Annotated in this window: 22 protein-coding genes; 7 read left to right on the top strand and 15 right to left on the bottom strand. The window is 59.8% G+C overall.

Annotation, left to right across the window (positions count from 1 at the left end):
* Positions 1–108 precede the first annotated feature (108 nt).
* Complete coding sequence (locus tag AC1DCP_RS11060; protein ID WP_065687832.1) at positions 109–804, top strand: FkbM family methyltransferase; 696 nt, start codon at positions 109–111, stop codon at positions 802–804.
* Between the two features lie 335 nt (positions 805–1,139).
* Positions 1,140–1,976, top strand: coding sequence for an alpha/beta fold hydrolase (locus tag AC1DCP_RS11055; RefSeq protein WP_112674739.1), 837 nt, complete (start codon positions 1,140–1,142; stop codon positions 1,974–1,976).
* A 55-nt stretch (positions 1,977–2,031) separates the two neighbouring features.
* Here AC1DCP_RS11055 and AC1DCP_RS11050 read toward each other — a convergent pair whose 3' ends face one another.
* From AC1DCP_RS11050 to AC1DCP_RS11020, 7 genes are all read right to left on the bottom strand, one after another.
* The gene (locus AC1DCP_RS11050) at positions 2,032–3,414 is read right to left on the bottom strand and encodes an FGGY-family carbohydrate kinase (protein ID WP_065687830.1); all 1,383 of its coding nucleotides are present in this window, start codon (positions 3,412–3,414) and stop codon (positions 2,032–2,034) included.
* Complete coding sequence (gene rhaM, locus AC1DCP_RS11045; protein WP_065687829.1) at positions 3,411–3,734, bottom strand: L-rhamnose mutarotase; 324 nt, start codon at positions 3,732–3,734, stop codon at positions 3,411–3,413. Before rhaM ends, AC1DCP_RS11050 begins: the two co-directional genes overlap by 4 nt.
* Positions 3,735–3,737: 3 nt before the next feature.
* Positions 3,738–4,748: an ABC transporter permease gene (locus tag AC1DCP_RS11040; protein WP_142851170.1), complete on the bottom strand. Its 1,011-nt coding sequence runs from the start codon at positions 4,746–4,748 to the stop codon at positions 3,738–3,740.
* The gene (locus tag AC1DCP_RS11035) at positions 4,745–5,746 is read right to left on the bottom strand and encodes an ABC transporter permease (protein WP_065687828.1); all 1,002 of its coding nucleotides are present in this window, start codon (positions 5,744–5,746) and stop codon (positions 4,745–4,747) included. The genes AC1DCP_RS11040 and AC1DCP_RS11035 overlap by 4 nt, the downstream gene beginning before the upstream one ends.
* A gap of 13 nt (positions 5,747–5,759) precedes the next feature.
* On the bottom strand, positions 5,760–7,295 hold the full coding sequence (locus tag AC1DCP_RS11030) for a sugar ABC transporter ATP-binding protein (RefSeq protein WP_476774263.1): 1,536 nt from the start codon (positions 7,293–7,295) through the stop codon (positions 5,760–5,762).
* 208 nt (positions 7,296–7,503) lie between these two features.
* Positions 7,504–8,514, bottom strand: a complete 1,011-nt coding sequence (gene rhaS, locus AC1DCP_RS11025) for a rhamnose ABC transporter substrate-binding protein (protein WP_003511200.1) — start codon at positions 8,512–8,514, stop codon at positions 7,504–7,506.
* A 48-nt stretch (positions 8,515–8,562) separates the two neighbouring features.
* Positions 8,563–9,393, bottom strand: coding sequence for a DeoR/GlpR family DNA-binding transcription regulator (locus tag AC1DCP_RS11020; RefSeq protein ID WP_112959514.1), 831 nt, complete (start codon positions 9,391–9,393; stop codon positions 8,563–8,565).
* 201 nt (positions 9,394–9,594) lie between these two features.
* On the opposite strand from AC1DCP_RS11020, the gene AC1DCP_RS11015 reads away from it, so the two are divergent.
* Together AC1DCP_RS11015 and rhaI are read left to right on the top strand one after the other, a co-directional pair.
* The gene (locus tag AC1DCP_RS11015) at positions 9,595–11,691 is read left to right on the top strand and encodes a bifunctional rhamnulose-1-phosphate aldolase/short-chain dehydrogenase (RefSeq protein ID WP_174060020.1); all 2,097 of its coding nucleotides are present in this window, start codon (positions 9,595–9,597) and stop codon (positions 11,689–11,691) included.
* 100 nt (positions 11,692–11,791) lie between these two features.
* Positions 11,792–13,084, top strand: coding sequence for an L-rhamnose catabolism isomerase (rhaI, locus tag AC1DCP_RS11010; RefSeq protein ID WP_003511194.1), 1,293 nt, complete (start codon positions 11,792–11,794; stop codon positions 13,082–13,084).
* A 201-nt stretch (positions 13,085–13,285) separates the two neighbouring features.
* Here rhaI and panB read toward each other — a convergent pair whose 3' ends face one another.
* The 8 genes from panB to AC1DCP_RS10970 all read right to left on the bottom strand — a co-directional run bounded on the left by panB (position 13,286) and on the right by AC1DCP_RS10970 (position 22,143).
* Positions 13,286–14,125 (bottom strand): 3-methyl-2-oxobutanoate hydroxymethyltransferase, encoded by an 840-nt coding sequence (panB, locus tag AC1DCP_RS11005; protein ID WP_065687825.1) that lies wholly within the window; start codon positions 14,123–14,125, stop codon positions 13,286–13,288.
* Complete coding sequence (gene panC / locus AC1DCP_RS11000; RefSeq protein WP_065687824.1) at positions 14,122–15,000, bottom strand: pantoate--beta-alanine ligase; 879 nt, start codon at positions 14,998–15,000, stop codon at positions 14,122–14,124. Before panC ends, panB begins: the two co-directional genes overlap by 4 nt.
* Before the next feature lie 118 nt (positions 15,001–15,118).
* Positions 15,119–15,895 (bottom strand): enoyl-CoA hydratase-related protein, encoded by a 777-nt coding sequence (locus tag AC1DCP_RS10995; protein WP_113291591.1) that lies wholly within the window; start codon positions 15,893–15,895, stop codon positions 15,119–15,121.
* Positions 15,885–16,811 carry a hydroxymethylglutaryl-CoA lyase gene (locus AC1DCP_RS10990; protein ID WP_142851169.1) on the bottom strand — a complete coding sequence of 309 codons (927 nt, stop codon included), beginning with the start codon at positions 16,809–16,811 and terminating at the stop codon, positions 15,885–15,887. The genes AC1DCP_RS10995 and AC1DCP_RS10990 overlap by 11 nt, the downstream gene beginning before the upstream one ends.
* 1 nt (position 16,812) lies before the next feature.
* A complete protein-coding gene (locus tag AC1DCP_RS10985; RefSeq protein WP_112674735.1) occupies positions 16,813–18,798 on the bottom strand; it encodes an acetyl/propionyl/methylcrotonyl-CoA carboxylase subunit alpha in 1,986 nt (661 codons plus the stop codon).
* Positions 18,799–18,805: 7 nt separating this feature from the next.
* Positions 18,806–20,407, bottom strand: coding sequence for a carboxyl transferase domain-containing protein (locus tag AC1DCP_RS10980; protein ID WP_035199563.1), 1,602 nt, complete (start codon positions 20,405–20,407; stop codon positions 18,806–18,808).
* 8 nt (positions 20,408–20,415) lie between these two features.
* Positions 20,416–21,588 (bottom strand): isovaleryl-CoA dehydrogenase, encoded by a 1,173-nt coding sequence (locus tag AC1DCP_RS10975; RefSeq protein WP_035199562.1) that lies wholly within the window; start codon positions 21,586–21,588, stop codon positions 20,416–20,418.
* Between the two features lie 81 nt (positions 21,589–21,669).
* Entirely contained in the window at positions 21,670–22,143 is a 474-nt protein-coding gene (locus tag AC1DCP_RS10970; protein ID WP_003500312.1) for an Lrp/AsnC family transcriptional regulator, read from the bottom strand.
* A 182-nt stretch (positions 22,144–22,325) separates the two neighbouring features.
* Here AC1DCP_RS10970 and AC1DCP_RS10965 point away from each other — a divergent pair, with 182 nt between their 5' ends.
* Genes AC1DCP_RS10965 through AC1DCP_RS10955 form a run of 3 tightly spaced genes read left to right on the top strand, consistent with a single transcriptional unit; the run spans position 22,326 to position 25,912 of the window.
* Positions 22,326–23,489, top strand: a complete 1,164-nt coding sequence (locus AC1DCP_RS10965) for an acetyl-CoA C-acyltransferase (protein ID WP_081308483.1) — start codon at positions 22,326–22,328, stop codon at positions 23,487–23,489.
* 12 nt (positions 23,490–23,501) lie between these two features.
* Positions 23,502–24,629, top strand: coding sequence for an acyl-CoA dehydrogenase family protein (locus tag AC1DCP_RS10960; protein WP_060642351.1), 1,128 nt, complete (start codon positions 23,502–23,504; stop codon positions 24,627–24,629).
* Positions 24,630–24,673: 44 nt separating this feature from the next.
* Complete coding sequence (locus tag AC1DCP_RS10955; protein ID WP_003511177.1) at positions 24,674–25,912, top strand: 3-methyl-2-oxobutanoate dehydrogenase (2-methylpropanoyl-transferring) subunit alpha; 1,239 nt, start codon at positions 24,674–24,676, stop codon at positions 25,910–25,912.
* The last annotated feature ends 2 nt before the right edge of the window (positions 25,913–25,914 follow it).

The raw sequence follows: 25,914 nt of genomic DNA, 5'->3' as shown, positions 1-25,914 counted from the left end.
GACGGCGAAAACCAATACCGTTTGTCGCACCGATACTGTAGAGCATTCGCGGTCTATGCGGGATCGTTCTGTTGACGAGACCGGGTTTTGAGAAAGGGCTTGGGAAATATGGAAATTCTGGATGTGCATGGCGTAGCCCTGCCTCTTTCTTCCGATGAGGTATCGCCCGTCATATGGCAGGCGCTGACCGACGGCAGCTATGAGGCGAAAGAGGCCCGCAGCGTCCTGAAAGCCATCAAGCCCGGCGATCGCGTATTGGAACTGGGGTCCGGCATCGGCATCATAACCTCGATCATTGCCGGTATTCAGGATGTTTCCGTTTGGGCATTCGAGGCCAATCCGTCCACAGCGGCACTGGCGGAACGGGTGATCAAGGCAAATTGCCGTGGCAATGTCGTGTTTTCCCAAGGACTTCTCACGGCCGACCAGCCGCGTACCTATCCCTTCTATGTCCGCAAGGATCTCTGGATGTCGTCCATGGACGAAAATCAGGGTCCTTATGAAAGGCGCATCGAAATCTCGTCCGAGAATATCGATGCGTTTGTCGCCAGCCGGGGCATCACGGCGCTCGTGATGGATATCGAGGGCGCGGAACGCGATCTGCTCGGCAATGCCGAGCTTGCTGGCGTGGAGCGGATATTCGTCGAGCTGCACGATCACCTTTATGGCCTCGAAGGTGTTCGCGACATCATGCAGGCACTGACCGCCAAGGGATACGCCTATGATCCGCGCGGTTCACGCGGCCCTTGCGTGTTGTTTTCCAAGGACGACAGCCCGAGGGAATACGATCCCGACGTGGATTGAGAGTTCGAATAACTTAGCGAGTTTCGTTTCCGGCGGTGTGCAGTCGCGACCGCGCCCGTGCGCCGTTGATTACAATTTAAACCGCAACTTATCCGGTTGGTTATTTCAATCCGTTTGCGTCTTCTGTCGCAACTTTTCGGTCGCGGTGCCGTTTAGCGCCGGTACCCGGGCGTAAGACAACGGGCGGCACGGCCATTATTGCCAGATCAGCAATTCATTCAGAATTATTGTTGCAATTGTTGCGGATATTTTCCTGCGTCATCATCCCTCCATCAAACCGGCGCACAACATAGATCGCACCGGAAGATGCCAACGCAACCGAAGGAGAAACGATCATGGGCTTTGTTAAGACGACAGATGGAACGGACATCTTCTACAAGGACTGGGGCCCGAAGGATGCTCAGCCCATCGTGTTTCACCACGGCTGGCCACTCAGCTCCGACGACTGGGATGGACAGATGCTGTTTTTCCTCTCGAAAGGGTATCGTGTCGTCGCCCATGATCGCCGTGGTCACGGTCGCTCCGCGCAGGTTTCCGAAGGTCACGATATGGACCATTATGCCGCAGACGCCTTTGCCGTTGCAGAAACGCTGGACCTGAAAAATGCCGTGCATATCGGCCATTCCACCGGCGGTGGCGAAGTGGCGCGTTATGTTGCCAGACACGGTGAACCCGCAGGCCGCGTCGCGAAGGCCGTTCTGGTTTCCGCCGTGCCGCCGCTGATGCTCAAGACCGAGGCCAACCCCGAGGGCCTTCCGATGGAGGTTTTTGATGGCTTCCGTTCAGCACTTGCCGCAAACCGCGCGCAGTTCTTCCGCGATGTGCCCTCCGGCCCGTTCTACGGCTTCAACCGCAATGGAGCGACCGTTCAGGAAGGCGTGATCCAGAACTGGTGGCGGCAGGGTATGATGGGCAGTGCCAAGGCGCATTACGATGGCATCAAGGCATTCTCGGAAACCGACCAGACCGAAGACCTGAAGGCCATCAGCGTGCCCACACTCGTGCTGCACGGTGAAGATGACCAGATCGTGCCGATTGCGGACTCTGCGCTGAAATCGGTGAAGCTCCTGAAAAACGGTACGCTGAAGACCTATCCCGGCTTCTCGCACGGCATGCTGACCATCAATGCAGACGTGCTCAACGCCGATCTCTTGGCCTTCATCAAGGCTTGATCCTTTTGCAAAACGGAATGCGGCTGGATACCCGGCCGCATTTTGTCGTCTTGCGTCAAGCCAGACGGGCCTGCCATTCGCTGCGATAGGCGGGAAGCCCTGCAATGGCATCGGGAGCGAAATGACGCTCGCGGCCGGCAAGTGGTTTGATACCGGTGAGGAGTGCTGCCCCGGCACTGGTGCCTGTGGAACCGCTGACGGCGATGACCTCAGTTTCGGCAACACCTGCCAGCGCCTTGAGATAAAGCGCATTGCTGGCGAATGGCCCTTCGACCAGTATCGGGCCTTTCTGCCCGATGAGCGATAGACTGAACTCCGTCATCAGGGCGAGATAAAGCGCCGCTGCCGCGTGCCGTTCAGCAACCGTGGCATTGTCGTCGGCAATCCAGCGCGCTGTTTTGCCGGGGAAGGGGCCGGAACCGCTGACGACGCTGGGCAACAGCATCATGCCTCTTGTGAGCACGCCGCCGAGAGCGGCTTTGGTTTCTTCGTCCGGAGCAGGCCCGAATTGTTGCGTCAGCGTTTCATATTCCCTGCCGCCCATGAAGCGGGAGGAGGGAACGGGACGCCCGAGGGCATCGACATTCAAAAGCGTATCACGGGCGGGATCCAGCGTCTCCGCCGTACCGCCGATGGCGAAATTCACCACCCAGGTGCCGGTGGAGACGACCGAAAAATCACCCTGCCGCCGCAGCAGATGCGGCAGTAGCGAGGCGTTGGAATCGTGGATGCCGCAATAGACCGATATATCCGCCGAAAGCCCGGTTTCCAGCGCCACCGATTCGCGGACTGGCCCGAGTACATCGAAGGCGGAGCGCACCGGTGCCATCAAGTGCGCAATGCCCAAGCGCTCGACCAGCGATGAAAACGCCTTCAGCCGCGGATTCCACAAATCCGTATGGCAACCGAGCGAGGTCGTCTCGGTGGCCTGAACGCCGGTCAGCCGCCCCGCCCAATATTGCGCGTAGGTGACGATGCTGCGCACCCCAGCGAATTCCTGCGGAAAGGCGGTTTTCTGGAAATGGATTTGTGCGCCAAGGTTCAATCCGGCTGGAAGCGAGGGCGAGCCGGTTTCAGCAAAATCCGGCCTGATGCGGAGATAGGCTTCCGCAACGCTTGCGGGGTAGCTGTGCTCGTAATCCAGCACAGGCATGGCAAGATCGCCGTTTTCGTCAAGAAGTGCGGCAGACGCGCCATGGGTCGTGATGGAAATCGCGTCGAAACCCGGCTCTTCCGCGAACCGCCGCAGAGAGGCGAGAATGAAGCTCCAGAGCATCTCCACATCGTAATGCGGATAAATGCCGTCACGAAGGACAGGGTTGGAACGTCTGTCACCGGTTATCTCTTCGCCGTTTCGGGTGTCGATGACAACGACCTTGGCATTGGTCTTGCCTATATCGATGACCGCGACGCGGCGTGGCTTTGTCATGTCATTCATGGCAGGTGGAACACCGTCACAAGGTCAGTCGCGACAGGCGAATTATCGGGGTTGCTTTCCATGATGTCAGCCATATGCGCCCACCATTTCTTCATCACGGGATGCTCGGGCAATGCTGCCATGCCGTGGTTCTTCGGGCGGGTCAGCACGCCGAACAGGATGTCGGTTTTCGGGTCGAGGTGGATTGAATAGTCGCTCACACCCGCTTCATGCAGTAGAGCAACCAGTTCCGGCCATATCTCGTCATGGCGCCGTCTATATTCGGCTTGCTTGCCGGCGAAGAGTTTCATCTTGAAAGCGTGTTTTTCTAATTCCGGCATGGCTTAGCCTCTGATGGCGCGAAGGCGGCGCACAACGATGGGTATGGCGATGGTGATGATCAAAAGCAGGCCGACGAAGATCGACATGACGATGCCAGGCACGTTCAGAAGACCGAGGCCGAAGGTGACGAGGCCCATGACGAAGGCAGCGATGACGACACCTGCAATGGTGCCGGAGCCGCCGAGAATGGACACGCCGCCGAGCACCACCATGGTCACGACTTCAAGCTCCCAGCCTTGAGCAATCGAGGGACGGGTGGAACCGAGCCGCGAGGTGAGGCAGACGGCGGCGATGCCGCTCATCAGGCCGGTCAAAAGGAAGAGGATGAATTTGACCCGCTCGACGGGAATACCGGAAAAACGGGCGGCAAACGGATTGTTGCCGATCACGTAGACCTGCCGGCCGAAATTGGTGGCGTGCAGCAGAATGGCGAAGATGACGGCCATGGCGAGGAACAGTACGAATTCGAAGGAGATGACCGAGTACACGTAACCCTGACCGAAATAGGCGAAATCCGCCGGATATTTGCCATAGGCCTGATCACCCAGCACCATATAGGAAATACCGCGAAACAGGCTCATCGTACCGATGGTGACGACGATGGATGGCAGTTTGAGGCCAGCGACGAGAAAGCCGTTGAACGCCCCGCAGAGTAGCCCGGTTCCGATGCCGATGGCGACGAGCCCCGGCGTGCCGACACCCATCTGCGCCGCCGCACCCATTGCGGTGGAGGCGAGAGCGATGATGGCGGCGACTGAGAGATCAATCTCGCCAGCGATGATCAGAAGCGCCATCGCAAAGGCGATGATCGCCTTTTCGGTGAAGTTGAACGTCGCGTCGGACAGGTTCCAGGCATTGAGAAAATAGGGCGAGGCAAACGAATTGGCGATGAAGATGAGGATCGCGACGCCGAGCAGCAGCACTTCCCAGCTTGCCAGGAGACGGCGCAACGGCGTGCCAAGCTTGTCTGGAATGATGCGCGGCTTCTGCGCCGGTTGAGAATTCGTACTCATGCTGCGGCCTCCTTGGCCTGATCGCTTGCCGCCCGGTCGCGCAGGATGAAGCGCCCTTTTCGAGCTTCGGCGCGGGCGTTGAAGACGACGGCGAGCACGATAACCACGCCGGAAATCGCCATTTGCGCGAAGGGAGAAATGCCGATGACGGGCAGGGCGTTCTTGATGACGCCGAGAAACAGTGCGCCGAGCACAGCGCCTGCCACCGAGCCAATGCCGCCGGCAATGGAGATGCCGCCAATCACATTTGCCGCCACGCTATCGAGTTCGAAACCGGCGGCGATATCCACATAGGCAACGGCATAACGCGACACCCAGAGATAGCTGGCAAGTCCTGCCAGTGCACCCGACAGAACGAAAGCCAGAAAGCGCGTGCGGCCGACATCGATGCCGGCATAGACCGCAGCGCCCGGATTACCGCCGGAAGCGTAGGCGGAGCGGCCGAAAGAAGTCCGGCTGAGCACCAGCCAGGCACCGGCGATGATGAGGATGGCGACCCAGGACAGAACCGGCATGCCGAGGATCATGGTGCGCGGCACGTTGAGGAAGGTCGGCGAAAGCTGGTGCGCATTCACCCAGCCGCCGCCCGACAGCACGAAGGCCATGCCGCGATAGATGGTGAGCGTGCCGAGCGTGACGACGATGGGCGGAATGCCGAGCCACCAGACGAGAATGCCGTTGATCGATCCCAGAAACGCGCCGATGCCGACCGCCATGGCGATGAGAAGCGGCAGTGGAATTCCCGGGAAGGCGGCATTGGTCATCGCCACTGCCATGCCGGTGAAGGCGAGGTTGGCGGCAACCGAAAGATCGATGGATTTGGTGAGAATGACCGCCATCTGGCCAAGCGCCAGGATGATGAGGATGGAGGTATCGTTGAAGATATTGACGAGATTGGCCGGCTTACCGAAACCGGGCGCTCGCAGCGCAAAGCCTGCGATCATGATGACGATGATGCCCGCCAGCAGCCATTCGCGATTTTTGAGAAAACGTTGCATGGTTTTGCCCCTCTCAGGCGTTGCCGGTGGCGGCGCGCACCAGCTTTTCCGGAGAAAAATCGGCGCGTTCGAACTGACCTGCCATCAGGCCTTCGCGCATGACGATGGCGCGGTCGGACATGCCGAGAATTTCGGGAAGTTCAGATGAAATCATGATGATGGAGAGACCTTCGGCCGCCAGCTCGCTGATGAAGCCGTGCACGGCGGCCTTGGAGCCGATATCGATGCCCTTGGTGGGTTCATCGAGAATAATGACTTTCGGCTGCGTGGCGAGCCATTTGCCGATCACCACCTTCTGCTGGTTGCCGCCGGAAAGCGTGCCGACGGGCACGGACAGGGCGGCGGCGCGCAGGTCGAGGCGTGAGGCATATTTGCGCGCCAGAGCAAATTCGTTTGCGGCGGCGAGAAAGCCCTTGCGAGAGGTGCGGGCAAGAGAGGGGAGCGACATGTTCTGGTAGATCGGCATGTCCAGCGCCAGCCCATGCCGTCCACGCTCTTCCGGCACATAAACGATCCCGGCGCGGATCGCATCCTCCGGCGAACGGATGACGAGCGGTTCGCCGTTGAGGGTAATCTGTCCTGAGGCTGGGCGCGTGATGCCGAAAAGCGACTGGCACAGTTCCGACCGCCCGGCGCCGATCAGCCCATAAAGGCCAAGAATTTCGCCTTTGCGCAGATCGAGAGAAATATCGCGAAATTCCGTCTGGTGTGAATAATTTTGCACCGAAAGAACCGTCGGGCCGAGTGTGACCTCCTGTTTCGGAAAGGCGTTCGTGACGTCGCGGCCAACCATCAGGCGCACGATCTCGTCCTGCGTGGTGGCGGCGAGATTACCCGCGCCGACCATCTTTCCGTCCCGGAATACGGCGTAATTTTCAGCGATTTCATATACTTCATCGAACTTGTGGCTGATGAACAGGATGGCCTTGCCCTGCCGCTTCAGGTTTTCAACGATGCGGAACAGATCATCGATTTCCTTGCGGGAAAGGGCGGCTGTCGGTTCGTCCATGATGACGATACGTGCCTCGACGGAAAGCGCTCTGGCGATTGCCACGAGGTGGCGCTGCGCGATGGAAAGGTCCTTCAGCCGAATGGACGGATCGATGGTGCTTTCGAGCTGTTCAAGCAGGACCCCGGCGCGCGCATTGATGGTCTTCCAGTCAATGAGGCCGAAACGGCCTTTGGGCGCATGACCGAGGAAGATGTTTTCGCCCACGGAAAGCTCGTCGAACAGCACGGTTTCCTGATGAATGGCGGTCACGCCGGCATCGATGGCATCCTGTGCGCCGTTAAAGGTGACGGGCCGGCCATCGAGAAGGATTTCCCCTTCATTCGGGCGGTAGATTCCGGTGAGAATTTTGACGAGCGTGGATTTTCCAGCACCGTTCTCGCCGATCAGCGCCGTGACCTTGCCGGGATAAAGCGCGATATCGACGCCATCCAGCGCCTTCACGCCGGGGAATATCTGGCTGATGCCGCGCATTTCCAGAATGGGCGTCGCGCTGGAAGTCTCGGTAACGTCTAAGATTTTGGTTTCAGCACGCATCATTCCGTCTTACCGGTTGGTTTTGAGTGAAGCGGCGAGAGGCACCCCCCTCTGCCCTGCCGGGCATCTCCCCCACAAGGGGGGGAGATCGGCAAGCGGATACACCCTGCCTATGGAACGAGCGGGTGCGGCATATCGATCTCCCCCCTTGAGGGGAGATGTCCGGCAGGACAAAGGGGGGTAGCCTTCGCACTGCCGGAAATTATTCAGATCAGAAAATCTTCGAGAACTGATCGATGTTTTTGGCGTCATAAATGAAGGGATCGGCCATGGCCGCTTCGCTATTTTCGCCAACCTTGATCTTGCCCATGCGGCCGGCTTCGATTTCCGAGCCCGGCTTGCCGTCTGCTTCACCCTTCACAAGGCGGTAGGCAATCTGGGTGGCGGAATAACCGAGGTCGATCGGGTTCCAGATGGCGAATTCCTTGGTTGCGCCTGATTTGATGGCGCCAGCCATCTCCGAGGGCAGGCCAAGGCCCGTCACAAAGACCTTGCCGATCTTGCCCGCATCCTTCACGGCCTGAGAGGCCGCAAGAACGCCAACCGTCGTCGGTGCGACGATGACCTTTACATCAGGATGGGAGGAAAGCAGGCCCTGTGCTTCGCGGTAGCTCTTGTCGGCAAGGTCGTCACCATAAACGGTGGTAACGAGGTTGAGGCCGGGGAAGTCCTTCAACTGCTTCTTCATCTCATCGATCCAGATATTCTGGTTCGTGGAGGTGGTGGTGGCAGAAAGGATGGCGAAATCGCCCTTGCCGCCTTCCAGGTGCGATGCGGCAAGCTGCAGGCACATCTTGCCGATCAGCGCGTTGGACGAGGGGTTGAGCTGCAGAATGCGGCCTTCAGGTGCCACGCCGGAATCCCAGGAGATGACCTTGATGCCGCGCTGCGCCGCCTTTTTCAGCGCCGGAACTACGGCGTCCGGGTCATTGGCGGAAATGGCGATGGCATCCACGCCCTGCGCGATCAGCGAATTGATGACCTCGATCTGGCCTTCCGCGGTGGTGCTGGTCGGGCCCGTATAGATGATCTCGACGCCACCGAGGTCTTTTGCAGCCTCCTGCGCGCCCTTGTTGGCGGCTTCGAAAAAGCCGTTGCCAAGTGATTTGACCACCAGCGCGATCTTCACATCGGCTGCCTGGGCAACGCCGCCAAGACCCGCGACGGAAAGCGCCGCGCTAAGTGCCAGGACGCTCGTCAATGTTCTGCGTGTAAGTTTCATGTTCCTTTTCCTCCCGTTTTTGAACCTGTTCCTCTCTTCGGTGCTTCCTCAAGCGACCGAAGAGGAATCCTCCTCATCAGGCGGGTTGGCTATCTTGCTATCCCCCGCTGCGCCGGCGATCAGCAATTCGACGCCGGCATTTTCAACCATCCGCGCCGCCTCATCCGAAATCCCGTCATCGGTGATGATGGTCGAGACGTTTTCGAGTGGGCATAAAATCAGGCTGGATCGTTTTTTGAATTTCGAGGAATCGACCATCACGATCAGCTCTTCCGCCTGCCGCATCAGCTTCTGCTCGCTCTGGATCACCAGCGCGTCCGATTCCATGATGCCGAGTGCGCCGATGCCCTGCGCGCCGAGAAAAATTCGCCTTGCGTAAAAATTGCGGATGGCATCGTTTTCGAAGGGCGACAGGATGAGGCTTTGATCGCGATAGATCGCGCCACCAGGCACGCTGACATTGCATTTGGAATGTTTGACCAGATGCTCCGCAATCGCGAAGGAATTGGTCATCACCTGCAGCCGTCGCGCCGCCATGTAGTGCACCATCTGGAATGTGGTCGTGCCACCATTCAGGATGATCGCATCACCATCATTACAGAGATCAACCGCCTTGCGCGCAATTGCGCGTTTCTTGTCGATGTTGACCGATTCGGACACGCGGAACGGTCGCGCGGCCAGATTGCCCAACTGCGGTGGATGCACCGCTTCGGCACCGCCACGCACGCGTCGTAACTTTCCCTGAACATGCAGGGACGCGATATCCCGGCGGATCGTTGCTTCCGACGCATCCGTCAGTTCGGCAATATCCTGCACCGTCACGACAGCTTTTTCCTGTGTGGCGCTCAAGATGATGCGATGGCGTTCGCGTTCGTGCATGTGGTCCTCCTGATTGTGATTATTCGCAATCTCTTTAAGTTGTCAATCAAGAACGATCAAATTAATCAATATCGCGCTGCAACATGAAAATTTATGATCGTTTTTGATTGACATTATGCTTTTGTATGCGCGATATCTGCCGTCAACGGAGGCGGGCCGATATCGGCACCCGCGAATGCAGACTTGACTTGGGAGGAAGACATGACGGGAAAATCCCGCCTTCTCGAAAGCCGTTGGGACGATGCCTATGCCAAAACGCTCGATGAGCCTGGCAAGCTGCTTTATCGCTCCAATCTGCTTGGCGCCGACAAGCGCATCACCAATTACGGCGGCGGAAACACATCCGCGAAGGTGCTCGAAACCGATCCGCTGACGGGCGAGAAAGTCCGCGTCATGTGGGTTAAAGGGTCCGGCGGCGATGTCGGTACCATCAAGCTCGATGGTTTTGCGACGCTTTATCTCGACAAGCTGGAAGCGCTAAAGGGCATTTACAAGGGTGTCGAGGATGAGGACCGCATGGTCGGCTTCCTGCCGCATTGCACTTTCAACCTCAACCCACGCGCCGCCTCCATCGATACGCCGCTGCACGGCTTCGTGCCTTTTGATCATGTCGATCATATGCATCCGGATGCGATCATCGCGATTGCCGCCTCCAAAAATTCGAAAGAACTGACGCAGCAGATCTTTGGCGATGACATCGGCTGGCTTCCCTGGCGCCGTCCCGGTTTCCAACTGGGTCTCGATCTCGAGGCTTTCGTAAAAGCCAACCCCGAGGCCAAGGGCGTTGTGCTGGAAAGCCACGGTCTGTTCACCTGGGATAACGACGCCAAGACATGTTACGAACTGACGCTCGCCATCATCAACAAGGCGATCGAATGGTTTGCGGCAAAGACCGAAGGCAGGACGATTTTCGGCGGTGCCGTTGCCAGGAGCCTGCCACTTGCCGAACGCCGCGCGATTGCTGCGCGGTTGATGCCGGAAATCCGTGGTCGGATCGGCCGCGAGGAGCGCAAGCTCGGCCATTTCGATGATCAGGACGCGGTTCTGGAGTTCGTCAATTCGAAGGATCTGAAGCCGCTCGGAAATCTCGGCACCTCCTGCCCGGATCATTTCCTGCGCACGAAAATACGCCCGCTGATCCTCGATCTCGATACGGCAAATCCCGATGTGGATGCGCTGACAGCCGCTCTCGACAAGGCGCTGGAGGCCTACCGCGCCGACTACGTCAGATATTATGAGGCGTGCCGCCATGATAATTCGCCTGATATGCGCGACCCGAACCCGGTGATTTTCCTGATCCCCGGTGTCGGCATGCTGTCCTTCGCCAAGGACAAGGCGACCGCCCGTATCGCCGGTGAATTTTACGTCAACGCCATCAACGTCATGCGCGGCGCTTCCACCGTGTCCGAATATCAGGGCCTACCCGAACAGGAAGCCTTCGATATCGAATATTGGCTGCTGGAAGAGGCAAAGCTGCAGCGCATGCCGAAGCCGAAAAGCCTTGCCGGACGCGTGGCCTTTGTCACCGGTGGCGCCGGCGGCATCGGCCGGGCGACGGCGGAAAGGCTGGCAGCGGAGGGCGCCTGCGTTGTTCTCGCCGATATTGACGAGGCGGCGCTGGAAGCGGCCAAGGGCGATTTCGCGAAGCGCTACAGTGCTGATGCGGTGCGCAGCGTCAAGCTGGATGTGACGCAGGAAGACGCGGTCATTTCCGCCTTTGCGGAAGCGAGCGTGGAATTTGGTGGCGTGGATATTCTCGTCTCCAATGCCGGCATCGCCTCTTCTGCACCGGTGGAAGACACGACGCTTGCCATGTGGAACAAGAATATCGATATTCTCGCGACGGGTTATTTCCTCGTGTCGCGAGAAGCATTCCGGCTACTCAGGCGTCAAAATCTCGGCGGCAACGTGGTGTTCGTCGCCTCTAAAAACGGTCTTGCCTCTTCGCCCAATGCTTCTGCCTATTGCACGGCCAAGGCGGCGGAAATCCATCTTGCCCGTTGCCTTGCTCTGGAAGGGGCAGAAGCCGGCATTCGCGTCAACACCGTCAATCCCGATGCCGTTCTGCGCGGTTCGAAGATCTGGAACGGCGAGTGGCGCGAGCAGCGCGCGGCCTCGTCCAAGATCGAGGTGACCGATCTGGAGGAACATTACCGCAAGCGCTCGATGCTGAAGCTCAATGTATTCCCGGAAGACATCGCCGAAGCGATCTACTTCCTGGCGTCCGACGCGTCGGCCAAATCAACCGGCAATATCATCAATGTCGATGCCGGCAATGCGCAGAGCTTTACGCGGTAGGAATTTCGGCACGTCTCACATCCGTCATCCCGGCTGAATGCCGGAATGACGGAGGGGGCGATGATCGAGCATGCACTGGACCGATTCCGGGGAGGAAGAGATGACCGACACCAAAATCGCCGCCGATGTGATCGCGGCCGAAAACGACAAGCGCGCCGCCGCGCTGAAGGACGACTACGATGCGCTGGGCAACCAGCTTGCGCGCCGCAACATCGATATCGATGCTGTCACCGCCAAGGTCGCGGAATTTTTCGTCGCTGTTCCATCCTGGGGTGTCGGCACCGGCGGCACCCGTTTCGCCCGCTTTCCGGGCGAAGGTGAGCCCCGCGGCATTTTTGACAAGCTGGATGATTGCGCCGTCATCAACCAGCTGACACGGGCGACCCCGAATGTCTCCCTGCATATTCCGTGGGACAAGCAGGACCCGAAGCGTTTGAAGGACCATGCCGACACGCTAGGTCTCGGCTTCGACGCCATGAATTCCAATACCTTCTCGGATGCACCGGATCAGAGCCATTCCTACAAATACGGTTCGCTCAGCCACACCGATGCCGCAACGCGGGGCCAAGCCGTGGAGCACAACATCGAATGTATCGAGATCGGTAAAGCCATTGGTTCCAAGGCGCTGACGGTGTGGGTGGGCGATGGTTCCAACTTCCCCGGCCAGAGCAATTTCACCAGAAGTTTCGAGCGCTATCTCGCGGCCATGGCCGATATCTACAAGGCGCTGCCGGATGACTGGCGCATCTTTTCCGAACACAAGATGTTCGAGCCTGCTTTCTATTCCACCGTCGTGCAGGATTGGGGCACCAACTACCTCATCGCCAATACGCTCGGTGAAAAGGCGTTCTGCCTCGTTGATCTCGGTCACCATGCGCCGAACACCAATATCGAGATGATCGTCTCCCGGCTCATCCAGTTCGGCAAGCTCGGTGGCTTCCACTTCAACGATTCGAAATATGGCGATGACGATCTGGATGCCGGCTCCATCGAGCCTTACCGCCTGTTCCTCGTCTTCAACGAGCTGGTAGATGCCGAACATCGTGGCGTGAAGGGCTTCCATCCCGCCCATATGATCGACCAGTCGCACAATGTGACCGACCCAATCGAAAGCCTGATTTCCAGTGCCAACGAAATCCGCCGCGCCTATGCGCAGGCGCTGCTGGTGGATCGCGCGGCTTTGGATGGCTACCAGCAAGACAACGATGCGTTGATGGCCTCCGATACGCTGAAACGGGCCTATCGCACCGATGTCGAGCCGGTTCTCGCTAAAGCAAGGCAGTTGGCGGGCGGCGCGATCGATCCTGTTGCCACCTACCGGGCGAGTGGTTATCGCAAACGGGTTGCGGCGGAACGCCCGGCTTCGGTCGGCGGCAGCGGCGGGATTGTTTAGGGGTTGGGGTTTGAGGGGACAGGCGGAGAAGCCGAGCCTACTTACAAACCTTGCCGCAAACGCGACGTCATCCTCGGCCTTGTGCCGAGGATCTGCCGACATTTCACAAAATAGATAGGTAGCAGATGCTCGGGACAAGCCCGAGCGTGACGAAGGTGAAGGTGTCCGTCACCACCTCACCAACTCCTCTGCGCCGTTCCCTCACTCCCCGGAAGGCGATTGCCTGCGGACCTGAAACGTATGCTCCGGCCCCGGAAACGCACCGGAGCGCACCTCTTCGGCATAACCTGCCGCTGCCTGTGAAACGGTCGCACCCAGATCGGCGAAACGTTTGACGAATTTCGGTTTGAAATCGGTGAAGAGACCGAGCATGTCGTCGGAAACCAGCACCTGCCCATCGCAGGCCGGTGATGCGCCGATGCCGACAGTCGGGACGGAGAGTTTTTCGGTCAATTCGCGCGCAAGCGGCTCGACGGTACCTTCCACGACAATGGCGAAAGCACCGGCCTGATCGACCGCAATCGCATCGCGCCAGATTTTCTGCGTTTCCGCATCTGAATGCCCAAGAGAGCGAAAACCTCCGGCGGTGTGGACCAGCTGCGGCATCAGCCCGACATGGCCGAACACCGGAATGCCGCGCGCCACGAGAAAGGCGATGGTTTCGGCCATTTCCTCACCGCCTTCCAGCTTCACGCCATCACAGCCGGTTTCCTGCATCAGTCGCACTGCGTTGCGGAACGCCTGTTCCTTTGATTCCTGATAGGTCCCGAAGGGGAGATCGACGATGACGCAGGCGTGTTCCACACCACGCATGACGGCGCGGCCGTGGGCGATCATCATATCCAGGGTGACGCCGACCGTCGTGTCCATGCCATAAAGTACCATGCCGACTGAATCGCCAACCAGCAGCAGGTCGCAATGCGGATCGAGCAGGCGGGCAATCGGCGTCGTATAGGCGGTGAGGCAGACGATGCGCGCACCGCCTTTCATTTGCTTGATGGAGGCTGTCGTCAGCCGCTTCTGTTTCGCGTGCGTGCTCATCGTGCAGCCTCCTGTTTGCCGGTTTTATCACGTCCGATGACGCGGTTGTCGAGAAGGCGGGTGTTGCCGACCCGCACGAACAGTGCCACCAGCACAGGCCCCGCCTGCAGCGAAACCACGGGGGCCAGCGTGTCGGGATCGCGCACCGCCACGACTTCGGGCAACGCCAGCTTCTCCTTGGCGATGAATTTTTCTATCGCCGCTTCTAAAGTGGCCGGGTCGTCGCAGCCCTCATCGTACAGCCGCTCGGCCTCATCAAGCGCGCGCGGCACAATTACGGCGGCGGCACGCTCTTCAAGGCTCAGGTAGACATTGCGCGAGGAGCAGGCGAGCCCATCCGCCTCACGTACGGTGGCGACGGGAACGACGCGGACTGGCTGGGCGAGATCGTCCACCATGCGCCGGATCAGCGTTACCTGCTGGTAGTCCTTTTCACCGAAATAGGCGGCACCCGGCTGCACGAGATTAAAAAGCTTAGTGACAACAGTCGTAACCCCGGCAAAATGCCCCGGCCGTACCGCACCTTCCAACTGGCTTCCCAGTTCCGGCACATCCACCACGGTCTGCATCGGGCGCGGATACATCTCCGTAACCTCGGGTGCGAAAAGAATGTCGACACCTGCCTCTTCCAGCAGCGCGCTATCGCGGGCGAGATCGCGGGGGTAACGGGCAAGATCCTCATTGGCTCCAAATTGCAGCGGATTGACGAAGATCGAGACCACCGTCACGTCGTTCTCCGCTTTCGCCCTGGCAACCAGCGTCAGATGGCCGATATGCAAAAAACCCATGGTCGGCACGAAGCCGACGGTCTTGCCATCGCGACGAAACTTGGCGGTCAGACCGCGCAACTCGGCGACGGTTTTTACAAGGCGCATAGGTTCTCCTCCGGCTCCCCGATCGCCCTCCGGCGAAAGGTGGTGGATAGAACTCGATTTGCCGAACGGGGTCAACGCGACTTTGGGCATTATATCGATTAAGACCTTGAGCGGTGGTTCAGGACCCGCCAGCCCAGATCGGCGGGCGTTTTCCAGCGAAGGCGTCTCTGCCTTCGCGCGCCTCCTCGCTGCTGCTGATCTTCGCGATGACGCTTTCGGCAAAGGCGAGCCGTTCACTGGCCGGCATGTCGCGCATCCTCAGCAGCGCTGCCTTTCCGGCGGCGACTGCGCCCGGCGCGTTCTGCCGCAAGCGGGCGATTACTCCCTCGATCACGCCATCGAGTTCGGCACGTGGCGCCGTGCGGTTGATGAGGCCGATGCCTTCGGCCTCTGCGGCGGTGACCGGTTGCCCCAGATAGGCCATTTCGTGGAGGCGGCTCAGCGGTATTTTGGCCAGAAGTTTCGCCGCCACCATGGCCGGGAAAAGCCCGACGCGAACTTCCGGCAGGCCGAACTCAGCATGATCGGCGGCATAAGCGAGATCGCAGGCCGCGATAAGGCCTAGCCCACCCGCCAGCACCCGGCCATTGACGCGGGCGATGACGATTTTGTTGCAGGTCTCGATAGCGCGCATCACATTGGCGATGGGGTTCGTTCCGTCTCGCGAGAGGAACATGCCACCAGCGCTTTCCTTCAGATCGGCCCCTGAGCAGAAGCTACGGTCGCCCGCCGCCGTTATCACAACGGCACGCAGGTCGCCGTCGCTGGAGGCCGTCCGGATCGCATGCGTCAAGGCGTCCGTCATCGCGGCGTTCATGGCGTTGTGGACGTCCGGCCGGTTAAGCGTCAGCCACAGAACGTCCTTGCGCTTCTCGCTCAACAGCTCACCCACCATGTGCATTATCCTCCATCTTTACGGCAAGCAGTGCTTTACCTGCGCGTGCCGCATTCGCCCTGCCGAGATGGCGACTTATCCAGTCTCCCGTTCTCGCCAACGTCATCAGGTCGATGCCGGTTTTGATGCCAAGCCCGTGCAGGAGATAAACAACGTCTTCGGTGGCGACATTGCCGCTTGCGCCCGGCGCAAAGGGGCAACCGCCGAGCCCGGCCACGGAACTGTCGAACACACAAATACCTTCCTCAAGCGAAGCCAGCACATTGGCGACGCCCTGCCCATAGGTGTCGTGGAAATGCATGGCGAGTTTTTCGCGCGGGATGCGGGTCGATACATGTTGGATGAGCTTGCGGATTTGCCCGGCCGTGCCGACACCAATCGTATCGCCGAGCGAGATTTCGTAGCATCCCATGGCGACAAGCGCTTCGGCCATCGCCGCCACATCTTCGGGTGCGACCGCGCCGTCATAGGGGCAACCGGCGATGCAGGAGACATAGCCGCGCATGCGGATGTTACGGCTGGCAGCTGCCTCCGAAACATCGCGCAGGCGCTCGAGGCTTTCGGCGCGCGAACAGGCGATATTGTGCTGGCTGAAGCCTTCGGATGCGGACACGAAAACGGCTATCTCCGTCACACCGGCTTCAACGGCGGCCTCGAAACCCTTGATATTTGGAACGAGCGCCGGATAGGCGGTATTGGGGTGTCGTTTGAGGCCTAGAAGCACCTCCTTCGACCCTGCCATTTGCGGAACTTTTTTTGGCGAAACGAAGGCTCCCGCCTCCACCGCTGCCAATCCGGCCGCAGCCAGCCGCTCGATCAACCTGATCTTGATGGCGGTGGGAACCTCAGCAGTTTCGTTTTGCAGGCCATCACGTGCGCCGACCTCGACGATCTTGACGGTTTTGGGCAAGGCCATCTCATGCGCCCTCCGGTTCGAAATCCACCAGCATGGCGCCGGCTTCGACCATATTACCTTCGGCGCAGTTGATGGCGGTGACGGTGCCTTTTGCTGGCGCACGGATAGTGTGCTCCATTTTCATCGCCTCCATCACCACAAGCGCGTCACCGGCCTCAACCGCTGCGCCCTGCTTGCTTAGAATGGCGCGGATGACGCCGGGCATCGGGGCTTCCAGACCGCCGGTATGGGTGGAGGTATCCGCTACATCGACCGGGTCGGGCTGGCTGATGCGATAGTGCTCGCCATCCAGAAAAAGCGCGTGGCCGTTATCGCTGGCAAAGAAACGGCACTGCCTTTGCCTGCCATCGACGGTCGCCCGCAGTGCGCCGTCTTGTGAGATGCTGCCATGAGCGCGGATTGCCCGCGTGCCGATCTCCAGTGAAAAACCATCTGGCTCATGTTTAACGGCGACATCGACCGGCTGTTGATCCAGGACGAAACGCAGGGTTTCCCGCGCTGGCGCATTGAGGCGGAAAGAGTTCGTATTGTTCCAAGGGCTATAAGGATCGGCCTGCGGCTTGGCCCCGTTCCGGCGTGAGAGAAGCAGGCCGAGCGTGGCCAAAGCTATTTCGTTCTCGCCCGTGGCTCCGGGGGCAAAGAGCGCCGCTTCGTTGCGGGCTATGAAGCCGGTATCGAGTTCGGCGGCGGCGAAAGCATCCAGCCCTGCAAGCCGTGTTAAAAAGGCGGCATTGCTGGTGACGCCGCAAATCGCCAGTTTTTCGAGTGCAAGACGCAGACGCCGCACGGCAGACAGACGGTCGTAATCCCAGACGATCAGCTTGGCGATCATCGGATCATAGTGCACGCTGATGGCGTCGCCGGTGCGTATGCCGCTATCTATCCTAAGGTGAGGTCCTTCTTCCGGAAAGGCGAGGTGGCTGACCGTGCCGATTGACGGCAGAAAATCATGCGTCGGGTCTTCGGCGTAAATCCGTGCCTCGATGGCATGGCCGTTGATGCGCAGATTGCCCCAGTCGTCCGGCAGCGCCTCTCCATTCGCAACACGGATCTGCCATTCTACCAGATCGAGCCCGGTAATATATTCCGTGACCGGATGCTCGACCTGAAGCCTCGTGTTCATTTCCATGAAATAGAACGCGCCGGACGGGTCGAGCAGGAACTCCACCGTTCCAGCCCCGCGATAGTCGATGGCGCGGGCGGCGGCGACCGCCGCGTCGTACATGCGTTGCCTGAGCGTATCGGGCAGGCCGGGGGCAGGGGCCTCCTCTATGACTTTCTGGTGCCGGCGCTGGATCGAGCAATCGCGCTCGAAAAGCGAAAGACAATTGCCATGGCCATCGGCAAAGACCTGCACCTCCACATGTCGCGGCCGTTCCAGATATTTCTCGATCAGCATACGGTCATTGCCGAAGGCGGCGAGCGCTTCGCGTTTTGCGCCGGCGAGTTCTGCCGCAAATTCACGCTTTTCACGGACAACGCGCATGCCCTTGCCACCGCCGCCAGCTGAAGCCTTGAGTAAAACCGGATAGCCGATGGCTTCTGCCTCGCCGGCAAGCTTTTCGTCGGCCTGATCCTCGCCGTGATAGCCGGGCACCACGGGAACGCCCGCCTTCGCCATAAGCGCCTTCGCCTCGCTTTTTCCGCCCATGGCGCGGATGGCATCGGGTGTCGGGCCGATGAAAATGATGCCGGCAGAGGCGCAGGCTTCGGCGAAACCGGCATTCTCCGAGAGAAAACCGTAACCGGGATGAATGGCTTGCGCGCCGCTTGCCTGTGCGGCGGCGATGATCTTTTCAGCATCGAGATACGACGAGCGGGCAGGTGCAGGACCGATCGCAATGGCCTCGTCGGCCAGCGCCACATGCATGGCGTCGCGGTCGGCATCCGAATAGACCGCGACGGTGCGGATGCCCATCTTGCGGGCGGTGCGGATGATCCGGCAGGCGATTTCGCCGCGGTTGGCGATCAGTATTTTTGAGAACATCGTCGCCTCACATCCTGAATATGCCGAAACGGGTGGGTTCAATCGGCGCGTTCAGCGCGGCCGACAGGCCAAGGCCGAGCACGAGGCGGGTGTCCTTCGGGTCGATGATGCCATCGTCCCACAGCCTTGCACTGGCATAATAGGGGTGACCTTCCCGCTCGTATTTTTCCCGGATCGGCTGTTTGAACGCCTCCTCGCCCTCCTTGGACCAGTGGCGGCCATCCGCCTCGATGCCGTCGCGCCGGATTTGCGCCAGAACGGATGCCGCCTGCTCGCCGCCCATGACGGAAATGCGCGCATTCGGCCACATCCACAAGAAGCGCGGCGAATAGGCGCGCCCGCACATGCCGTAATTGCCCGCACCGAAGGAGCCGCCGATAATGACGGTGAATTTCGGCACTTTAGCCGATGCAACGGCCGTAACGAGCTTGGCGCCATCCTTCGCGATACCATCAGCCTCATAGGCCTTGCCGACCATGAAGCCGGTGATGTTCTGCAGGAAAACCAGGGGAATGCCGCGCTGGCAGCAGAGTTCAATGAAATGCGTGCCCTTCAGCGCCGATTCCGAAAACAGAATGCCGTTATTGGCGACGATGCCGACGGGATAACCGTGGATATGGGCGAAACCACAGACCAGCGTCGTGCCGTAAAGCGCCTTGAACTCGTCGAATTCGGAACCATCCACCAGACGCGCGATGATCTCGCGCACCTCGAAAGGCTTGCGCGTATCGGTGGGCACGATGCCGTAAAGCTCCTCCGATGGATAAAGCGGTTCTGCGGGTTCGCGAATATCCAGCTCCACGCGTTTGCGGCGATTGAGGGTGGAGACGATCCTTCGGGTCAGCGAAAGCGCGTGGCGGTCATCGTGGGCATAGTGATCAGTCACGCCGGATTGCCGCGAATGCACATCCGCGCCACCCAGTTCTTCCGCACTCACCACTTCGCCCGTTGCGGCCTTCACCAGCGGCGGGCCGCCGAGGAAGATCGTGCCCTGATTTTTGACGATCACGGACTGGTCGCTCATAGCAGGCACATAGGCCCCGCCAGCCGTACAGCTTCCCATCACCACGGCGATCTGGGCGATGCCTGCCGCCGACATATTGGCCTGATTGTAAAAGATGCGGCCGAAATGATCGCGGTCGGGAAAAACCTCGTCCTGATTGGGAAGGTTCGCACCGCCGGAATCGACCAGATAAATGCAGGGCAGGTGGTTTTCGGCAGCGATCTCCTGCGCGCGCAGATGTTTCTTGACCGTCAGCGGATAATAGGTGCCGCCTTTCACCGTCGCGTCATTGGCCACGATGACGCATTCACGGCCTGCGACCCGACCGATGCCGGTGACGATGCCGGCGGCCGGAACGGGTTCGTCGTAGACCTCGTATGCTGCGAATTGCGAGAATTCGAGAAACGGACTGCCGGGATCGAGCAGTGCCTCTATCCGGTCGCGCGCAAGCAATTTGCCGCGTGACAGATGCCGTTCGCGCGCCTTGTCGCCGCCGCCCTTGGAGATTTTTTCGACATGCTGCCGCAGGTCATCCACCAGGCCCGACATGAAGGTGACGTTGGCGGAAAAGGTGGGATCGCGGTTCAGACTGGATGTAAGCTTCATCGCATTCCTCACCCGTTGCCTTTGACCAGTTCGCGGCCGATCAGCATCCGGCGGATTTCGCTGGTGCCCGCGCCGATTTCATAAAGCTTGGCGTCCCGAAGCAAGCGACCCGCCGGGCTTTCATTGACATAGCCGGAACCGCCGAGAAGCTGGATTGCATCCAGTGCAACTCGCGTCGCCCGCTCGGCGGCAAACAGGATCGCACCTGCCGCATCCTGCCTTGTGATGCGGCCATTGTCGCAGGCGCGCGCCACGGCATAGACATAGGCGCGGGAGGCGTTCATGGCCGAATAGATATCGGCAAGCTTTCCCTGCACCAGCTGGAATTCGCCGATCGGCTTGCCGAATTGCTTGCGCTCGCGCGCATAGGGTAGCACCAGATCGATAGCCGCCTGCATGATGCCAACAGGGCCGGCAGCCAGCACCGCGCGCTCGTAATCAAGCCCGCTCATCAGCACCGTCACGCCGTCGTTCAAGCGCCCGAGGAGGTTTTCCTCCGGGACCTCGCAATCCGTAAACACCAGTTCGGAGGTGGGTGAGCCGCGCATGCCAAGCTTGTCGAGTTTTTGTGCGGGGCGAAAACCCTTGAAGCCTTTTTCGATCAGAAAGGCCGTGATGCCACGCGCACCGGCGGACATGTCCGTCTTGGCGTATACAACCAGCGTGTCTGCCTCGTGACCGTTGGTGATCCACATCTTTGTGCCGTTCAGCACATAGACGTCGCCCTTACGTTCCGCCTTCAGCCGCATCGAGACGACATCCGAGCCGGCTTCCGTCTCGCTCATGGCGAGCGAACCGACATGCTCGCCCGACACCAGCTTCGGCAGATATCGCCGCTTCTGCTCTTCCGTTCCCCAGCGATGAATCTGGTTGATGCAGAGGTTGGAATGTGCGCCATAGGACAGGCCGATGGACGCGGAAGCGCGGCTTATCTCCTCCATCGCCACGCAATGAGCGAGATAGCCCATGTCAGCACCGCCGAATTCCTCCGAAACGGTAATACCGTGCAGACCGAGTTCACCCATCCGCGGCCAGAGCTGGCGCGGAAACTGATCGTTGCGATCGATTTCTGCGGCGAGCGGCGCTATTTCATCGTCTGCGAATGCTCTTGCGCTGTCGCGCAATGCTGCGATTTCCGGGCCGAGATCGGCATCGAAAATGGCGGCGAGGTTCAAACTCATCGCGTCTCCTCCTCCGGACGGCCTTTTATCTCCGTCCCTCTCGTCAGCGGCCAGCACCTCCTCCGTGCTGGCAACTCTCATTTATGGCGCGTCACCTCCGGTGAAGGCGGCGGAACGGCGCACGAATGTCTTGATGGCGAAATTGGACTGGATGCGCGACACACCGGGAACCGTGGTCAGGAAATCCAGAAGCTGCTGATAATGCGGTAGATCCCGCACCATTGCATGAATGAGATAGTCGGAACTGCCGCTCGTCTGGTAGCCGCCCACCACTTCCGGAATGGAGGCGACATGGTGCTCGAACGTCGTCAGCGCTTCCTTGATCTGCCGTTCCAGCGTGACGGAAATGAAGACGCCCATATTGCCGAGCAGCCGGTTCTCATCGAACACGGCGGTATAACCGCGAATGATGCCTTCTTCTTCCAGCTTGCGCACGCGGCGCAGTGTCGGCGTGAAGGAAAGCCCGATCCGGGCCGCCAGATCGCGCCAGCTCACACGCCCGTCATCGCCAAGCACATGGAGAATCTTCTGGTCGAAACTGTCGAGCTCAATCATGGATCATTTGCTCTATGATATGACTAATTGTTGGATCAAAGATATCGCCAATCAAAAAACTGTCAATCAAAATAGCTTTGAAATGAATTCGAGATAGTGATAGCGTTCACGTCAGTCGCGGTCTGGAGGAGATAGCGATGACGGTCGTTCTCTCGGTGGGAGGATGACCAAGGGAGGTGAATTTGGCTGTGCATGACCCTGTCGTTATCGTCGGGGCCGCCCGTACCGCTATGGGTGGGTTCCAGGGCGAATTCAAATCGGTGGCGGCTTCCGATCTCGGGGCGGCGGCGATCCGCGCGGCCGTCGAACGGGCTGCAATTTCTTCCGCTGACATCGACGATGTGCTGATGGGCTGCGTGCTCTCAGCCGGGCAGGGACAGGCTCCTGCCAGACAGGCAGCGATTGCCGCCGCCATTCCCAACTCGGTTGGCGCAACAACAATCAACAAGATGTGTGGCTCGGGCATGAAAGCGATCATGCTGGCACATGACCAGCTTGCGGCGGGAAGCTCTTCCATCGTGCTTGCCGGTGGCATGGAAAGCATGAGCAACGCCCCCTATCTGCTGGACCGCGCCCGCAACGGCTATCGTCTCGGCCACGGAAAGCTCACCGACCACATGTTTCTCGACGGTCTCGAAGACGCCTATGACAAGGGCAGGCTGATGGGGACTTTTGCTGAAGATTGCGCGCAAGAGTATCAATTCACTCGTGCGATGCAGGATGATTTTGCGCTCGCCTCACTGGAACGGGCACGACGCGCCGTAGAGGAAGGTGCGTTCGAAGCGGAAATCGCGCCTGTTGGCGATGATGGCGTGGACGAGTTGCCGGGGAAGGCAAAGCCGGAAAAGATACCGCAGCTGAAGCCCGCCTTTCGCGACGGCGGAACGGTGACGGCGGCGAATTCCAGTTCTATCTCGGATGGTGCAGCCGCTCTCGTTCTCACGCGCCGTTCCGAAGCGGAAAGACGAGGCCTTTCACCGCTGGCGACCATTATCGGTCAGGCATCCCATGCGGATGCACCCGCCAGATATCCGACGGCCCCCAACGGCGCGATGACAAAGCTGTTCGAAAAAACCGGCTGGTCGGCAAAGGATGTCGATCTGTTCGAAATCAACGAGGCTTTCGCGGTTGTGGTGATGGCGGCCATGCGTGATCTCGATCTGCCACATGAGAAGGTGAATGTGCATGGCGGCGCCTGCGCGCTCGGCCATCCCATCGGGGCTTCCGGTGCACGCATCGTCGTCACGTTGCTGGCCGCTTTGCAGCGTCACGGACTGAAACGCGGCGTTGCCGCCGTCTGCATCGGCGGCGGCGAGGCGACTGCGCTTGCGGTCGAGCGGCACTGAAGGGAGGCGGAGATGATCCTGAACGAAGCCCAGCAACAGATCAGGGACATGGCCCGCGATTTCGCCCGCGAGCGGCTTGCCCCCGGTGCTGCCGCGCGCGACCGGGAAAGCCGGTTCCCGAAAGACGAGCTGAAAGAAATGGGTGAGCTCGGCTTTCTCGGCATGCTGGTCTCGGAGGATTATGGCGGGTCGGAAACCGGTGCTGTCGCCTACGCCCTGGCGCTGGAGGAAATCGCTGCCGGTGACGGCGCCTGTTCCACCATCATGAGCGTCCACAATTCGGTTGGCTGCGTGCCGATCCTGAAATTCGGCACGGCAGAGCAGAAGCAGCGTTTCCTCCCCAAGCTCGCCTCCGGCGAATGGATCGGCGGTTTTGCGCTGACCGAACCGCAGGCCGGTTCCGACGCCTCCAATCTGAAGACAAAAGCGCGGCGCGATGGCGACCGCTATATCATCGACGGCGCAAAACAGTTCATCACGTCGGGCAAGAATGGCGATGTCGTCATCGTCTTCGCCGTCACCGATCCTGCTGCTGGCAAAAAAGGTATCACGGCCTTCATCGTGCCGACAGATACGCCCGGTTACGAGGTAATCAGGATCGAGGAAAAACTCGGTCTGCATTCTTCGGATACCTGCCAGATTGCCTTTACCGATATGGCGGTCCCAGCCGAATTGCGGCTCGGTGAAGAGGGGCAGGGGTATCGCATCGCGCTCGCCAATCTGGAAGGCGGTCGTATCGGCATTGCCGCACAGGCGGTTGGCATGGCGCAGGCGGCTTTCGAGGCGGCGCGGGATTATGCCCGCGAGCGCAAGGCCTTCGGGCAAGCCATCATCGAGCATCAGGCCGTTGCGTTTAGGCTTGCGGATATGGCAACGCGCATAACGGCGGCGCGGCAACTGGTGCTGCATGCGGCGGCGCTGAAGGAAGCGGGCGAGCCCTGCCTTTCGGAGGCCTCGATGGCAAAGCTCTTTGCCTCGGAAATGGCGGAGCGTGTCTGCTCGGACGCCATCCAGATTCACGGCGGTTACGGCTACATGGCGGATTATCCGGTGGAGCGGATCTATCGCGATGTACGCATCTGCCAGATTTACGAGGGAACCAGCGATGTCCAGCGCATGGTCATCGCGCGAAACCTCTGAAAATTGTTTCGTCGTCTGGAGGAGATGGCGATGGGAGGAGTAGAATGGATATTACCGAAACCACGCATCTCAGCCTGCATGTTCCCGAACCAGCGGTGCGGCCAGGCGACCAGCCGGATTTCTCCAATGTGAAGATACCCAAGGCCGGCTCCGTGCCACGCCCGGAGGTGGACGCAGCACCTGAAGACATGCGCGATCTGGCCTATTCCATCATCCGCGTCCTCAATCATCAAGGTGAGGCTGTCGGCCCGTGGGCCGGGCTGCTTTCGGATGAGGATTTGCTCGTCGGCCTGAAGAACATGATGCGGCTGCGGGCTTTCGATGCCCGCATGCTGATGGCACAGCGGCAGGGCAAGACCTCCTTTTACATGCAACATCTGGGCGAGGAAGCGGTCAGTTGCGCCTTCCGCAAGGCGCTCTCCAAAGGCGACATGAATTTCCCGACCTACCGGCAGGCCGGTCTGTTGATCGCCGACGATTACCCGCTCGTCACCATGATGAACCAGATCTATTCCAACGAACTGGACCCGCTGCATGGGCGGCAATTGCCGGTTCTTTACTCCTCGAAGGAGCATGGCTTCTTCACCGTGTCGGGCAATCTTGCCACGCAATATGTGCAGGCGGTCGGCTGGGCGATGGCATCTGCCATCAAGGGCGATACGAAGATCGCGGCAGCATGGATCGGTGACGGCTCAACGGCGGAATCGGATTTCCACTCGGCGCTGGTCTTCGCCTCCACCTACAAGGCGCCGGTCATCCTCAATATCGTCAACAACCAATGGGCCATTTCCACCTTTCAGGGTATCGCGCGCGGCGGTTCCGGCACCTTTGCGGCCAGAGGCCTGGGCTTCGGCATTCCGGCGCTCCGGGTCGACGGCAACGATTATCTCGCCGTTTATGCCGTGGCTCGCTGGGCGGTGGAGCGGGCGCGGCGCAATCTCGGACCGACGCTGATCGAATATGTGACCTACCGTGTCGGCGCGCATTCCACTTCCGACGATCCGAGCGCTTATCGCCCCAAGACCGAGTCCGAGGCATGGCCACTGGGTGACCCGGTTCTGCGGTTGAAGAAACATCTCATCCTGCGCGGCGTCTGGTCGGAGGAGCGGCACCGGCAGGCGGAAGCGGAAATTGCCGACGAGGTGCTTGAGGCGCAGCGTGAGGCGGAAAGCCACGGTACGCTGCATGAGGGCCGCAAGCCGCCAAAGAAGGATATTTTCGAGGGCGTTTACGCCGAGATGCCGCCGCATCTCGCCCGCCAGCGCCAGAAGGCAGGGTGGTGAGA

The organism is Agrobacterium sp. 10T429 (assembly GCF_056393925.1).
The sequence above is the reverse complement of the archived record's forward strand: the minus strand, read 5'-3'. Positions and strand labels throughout refer to the sequence as shown.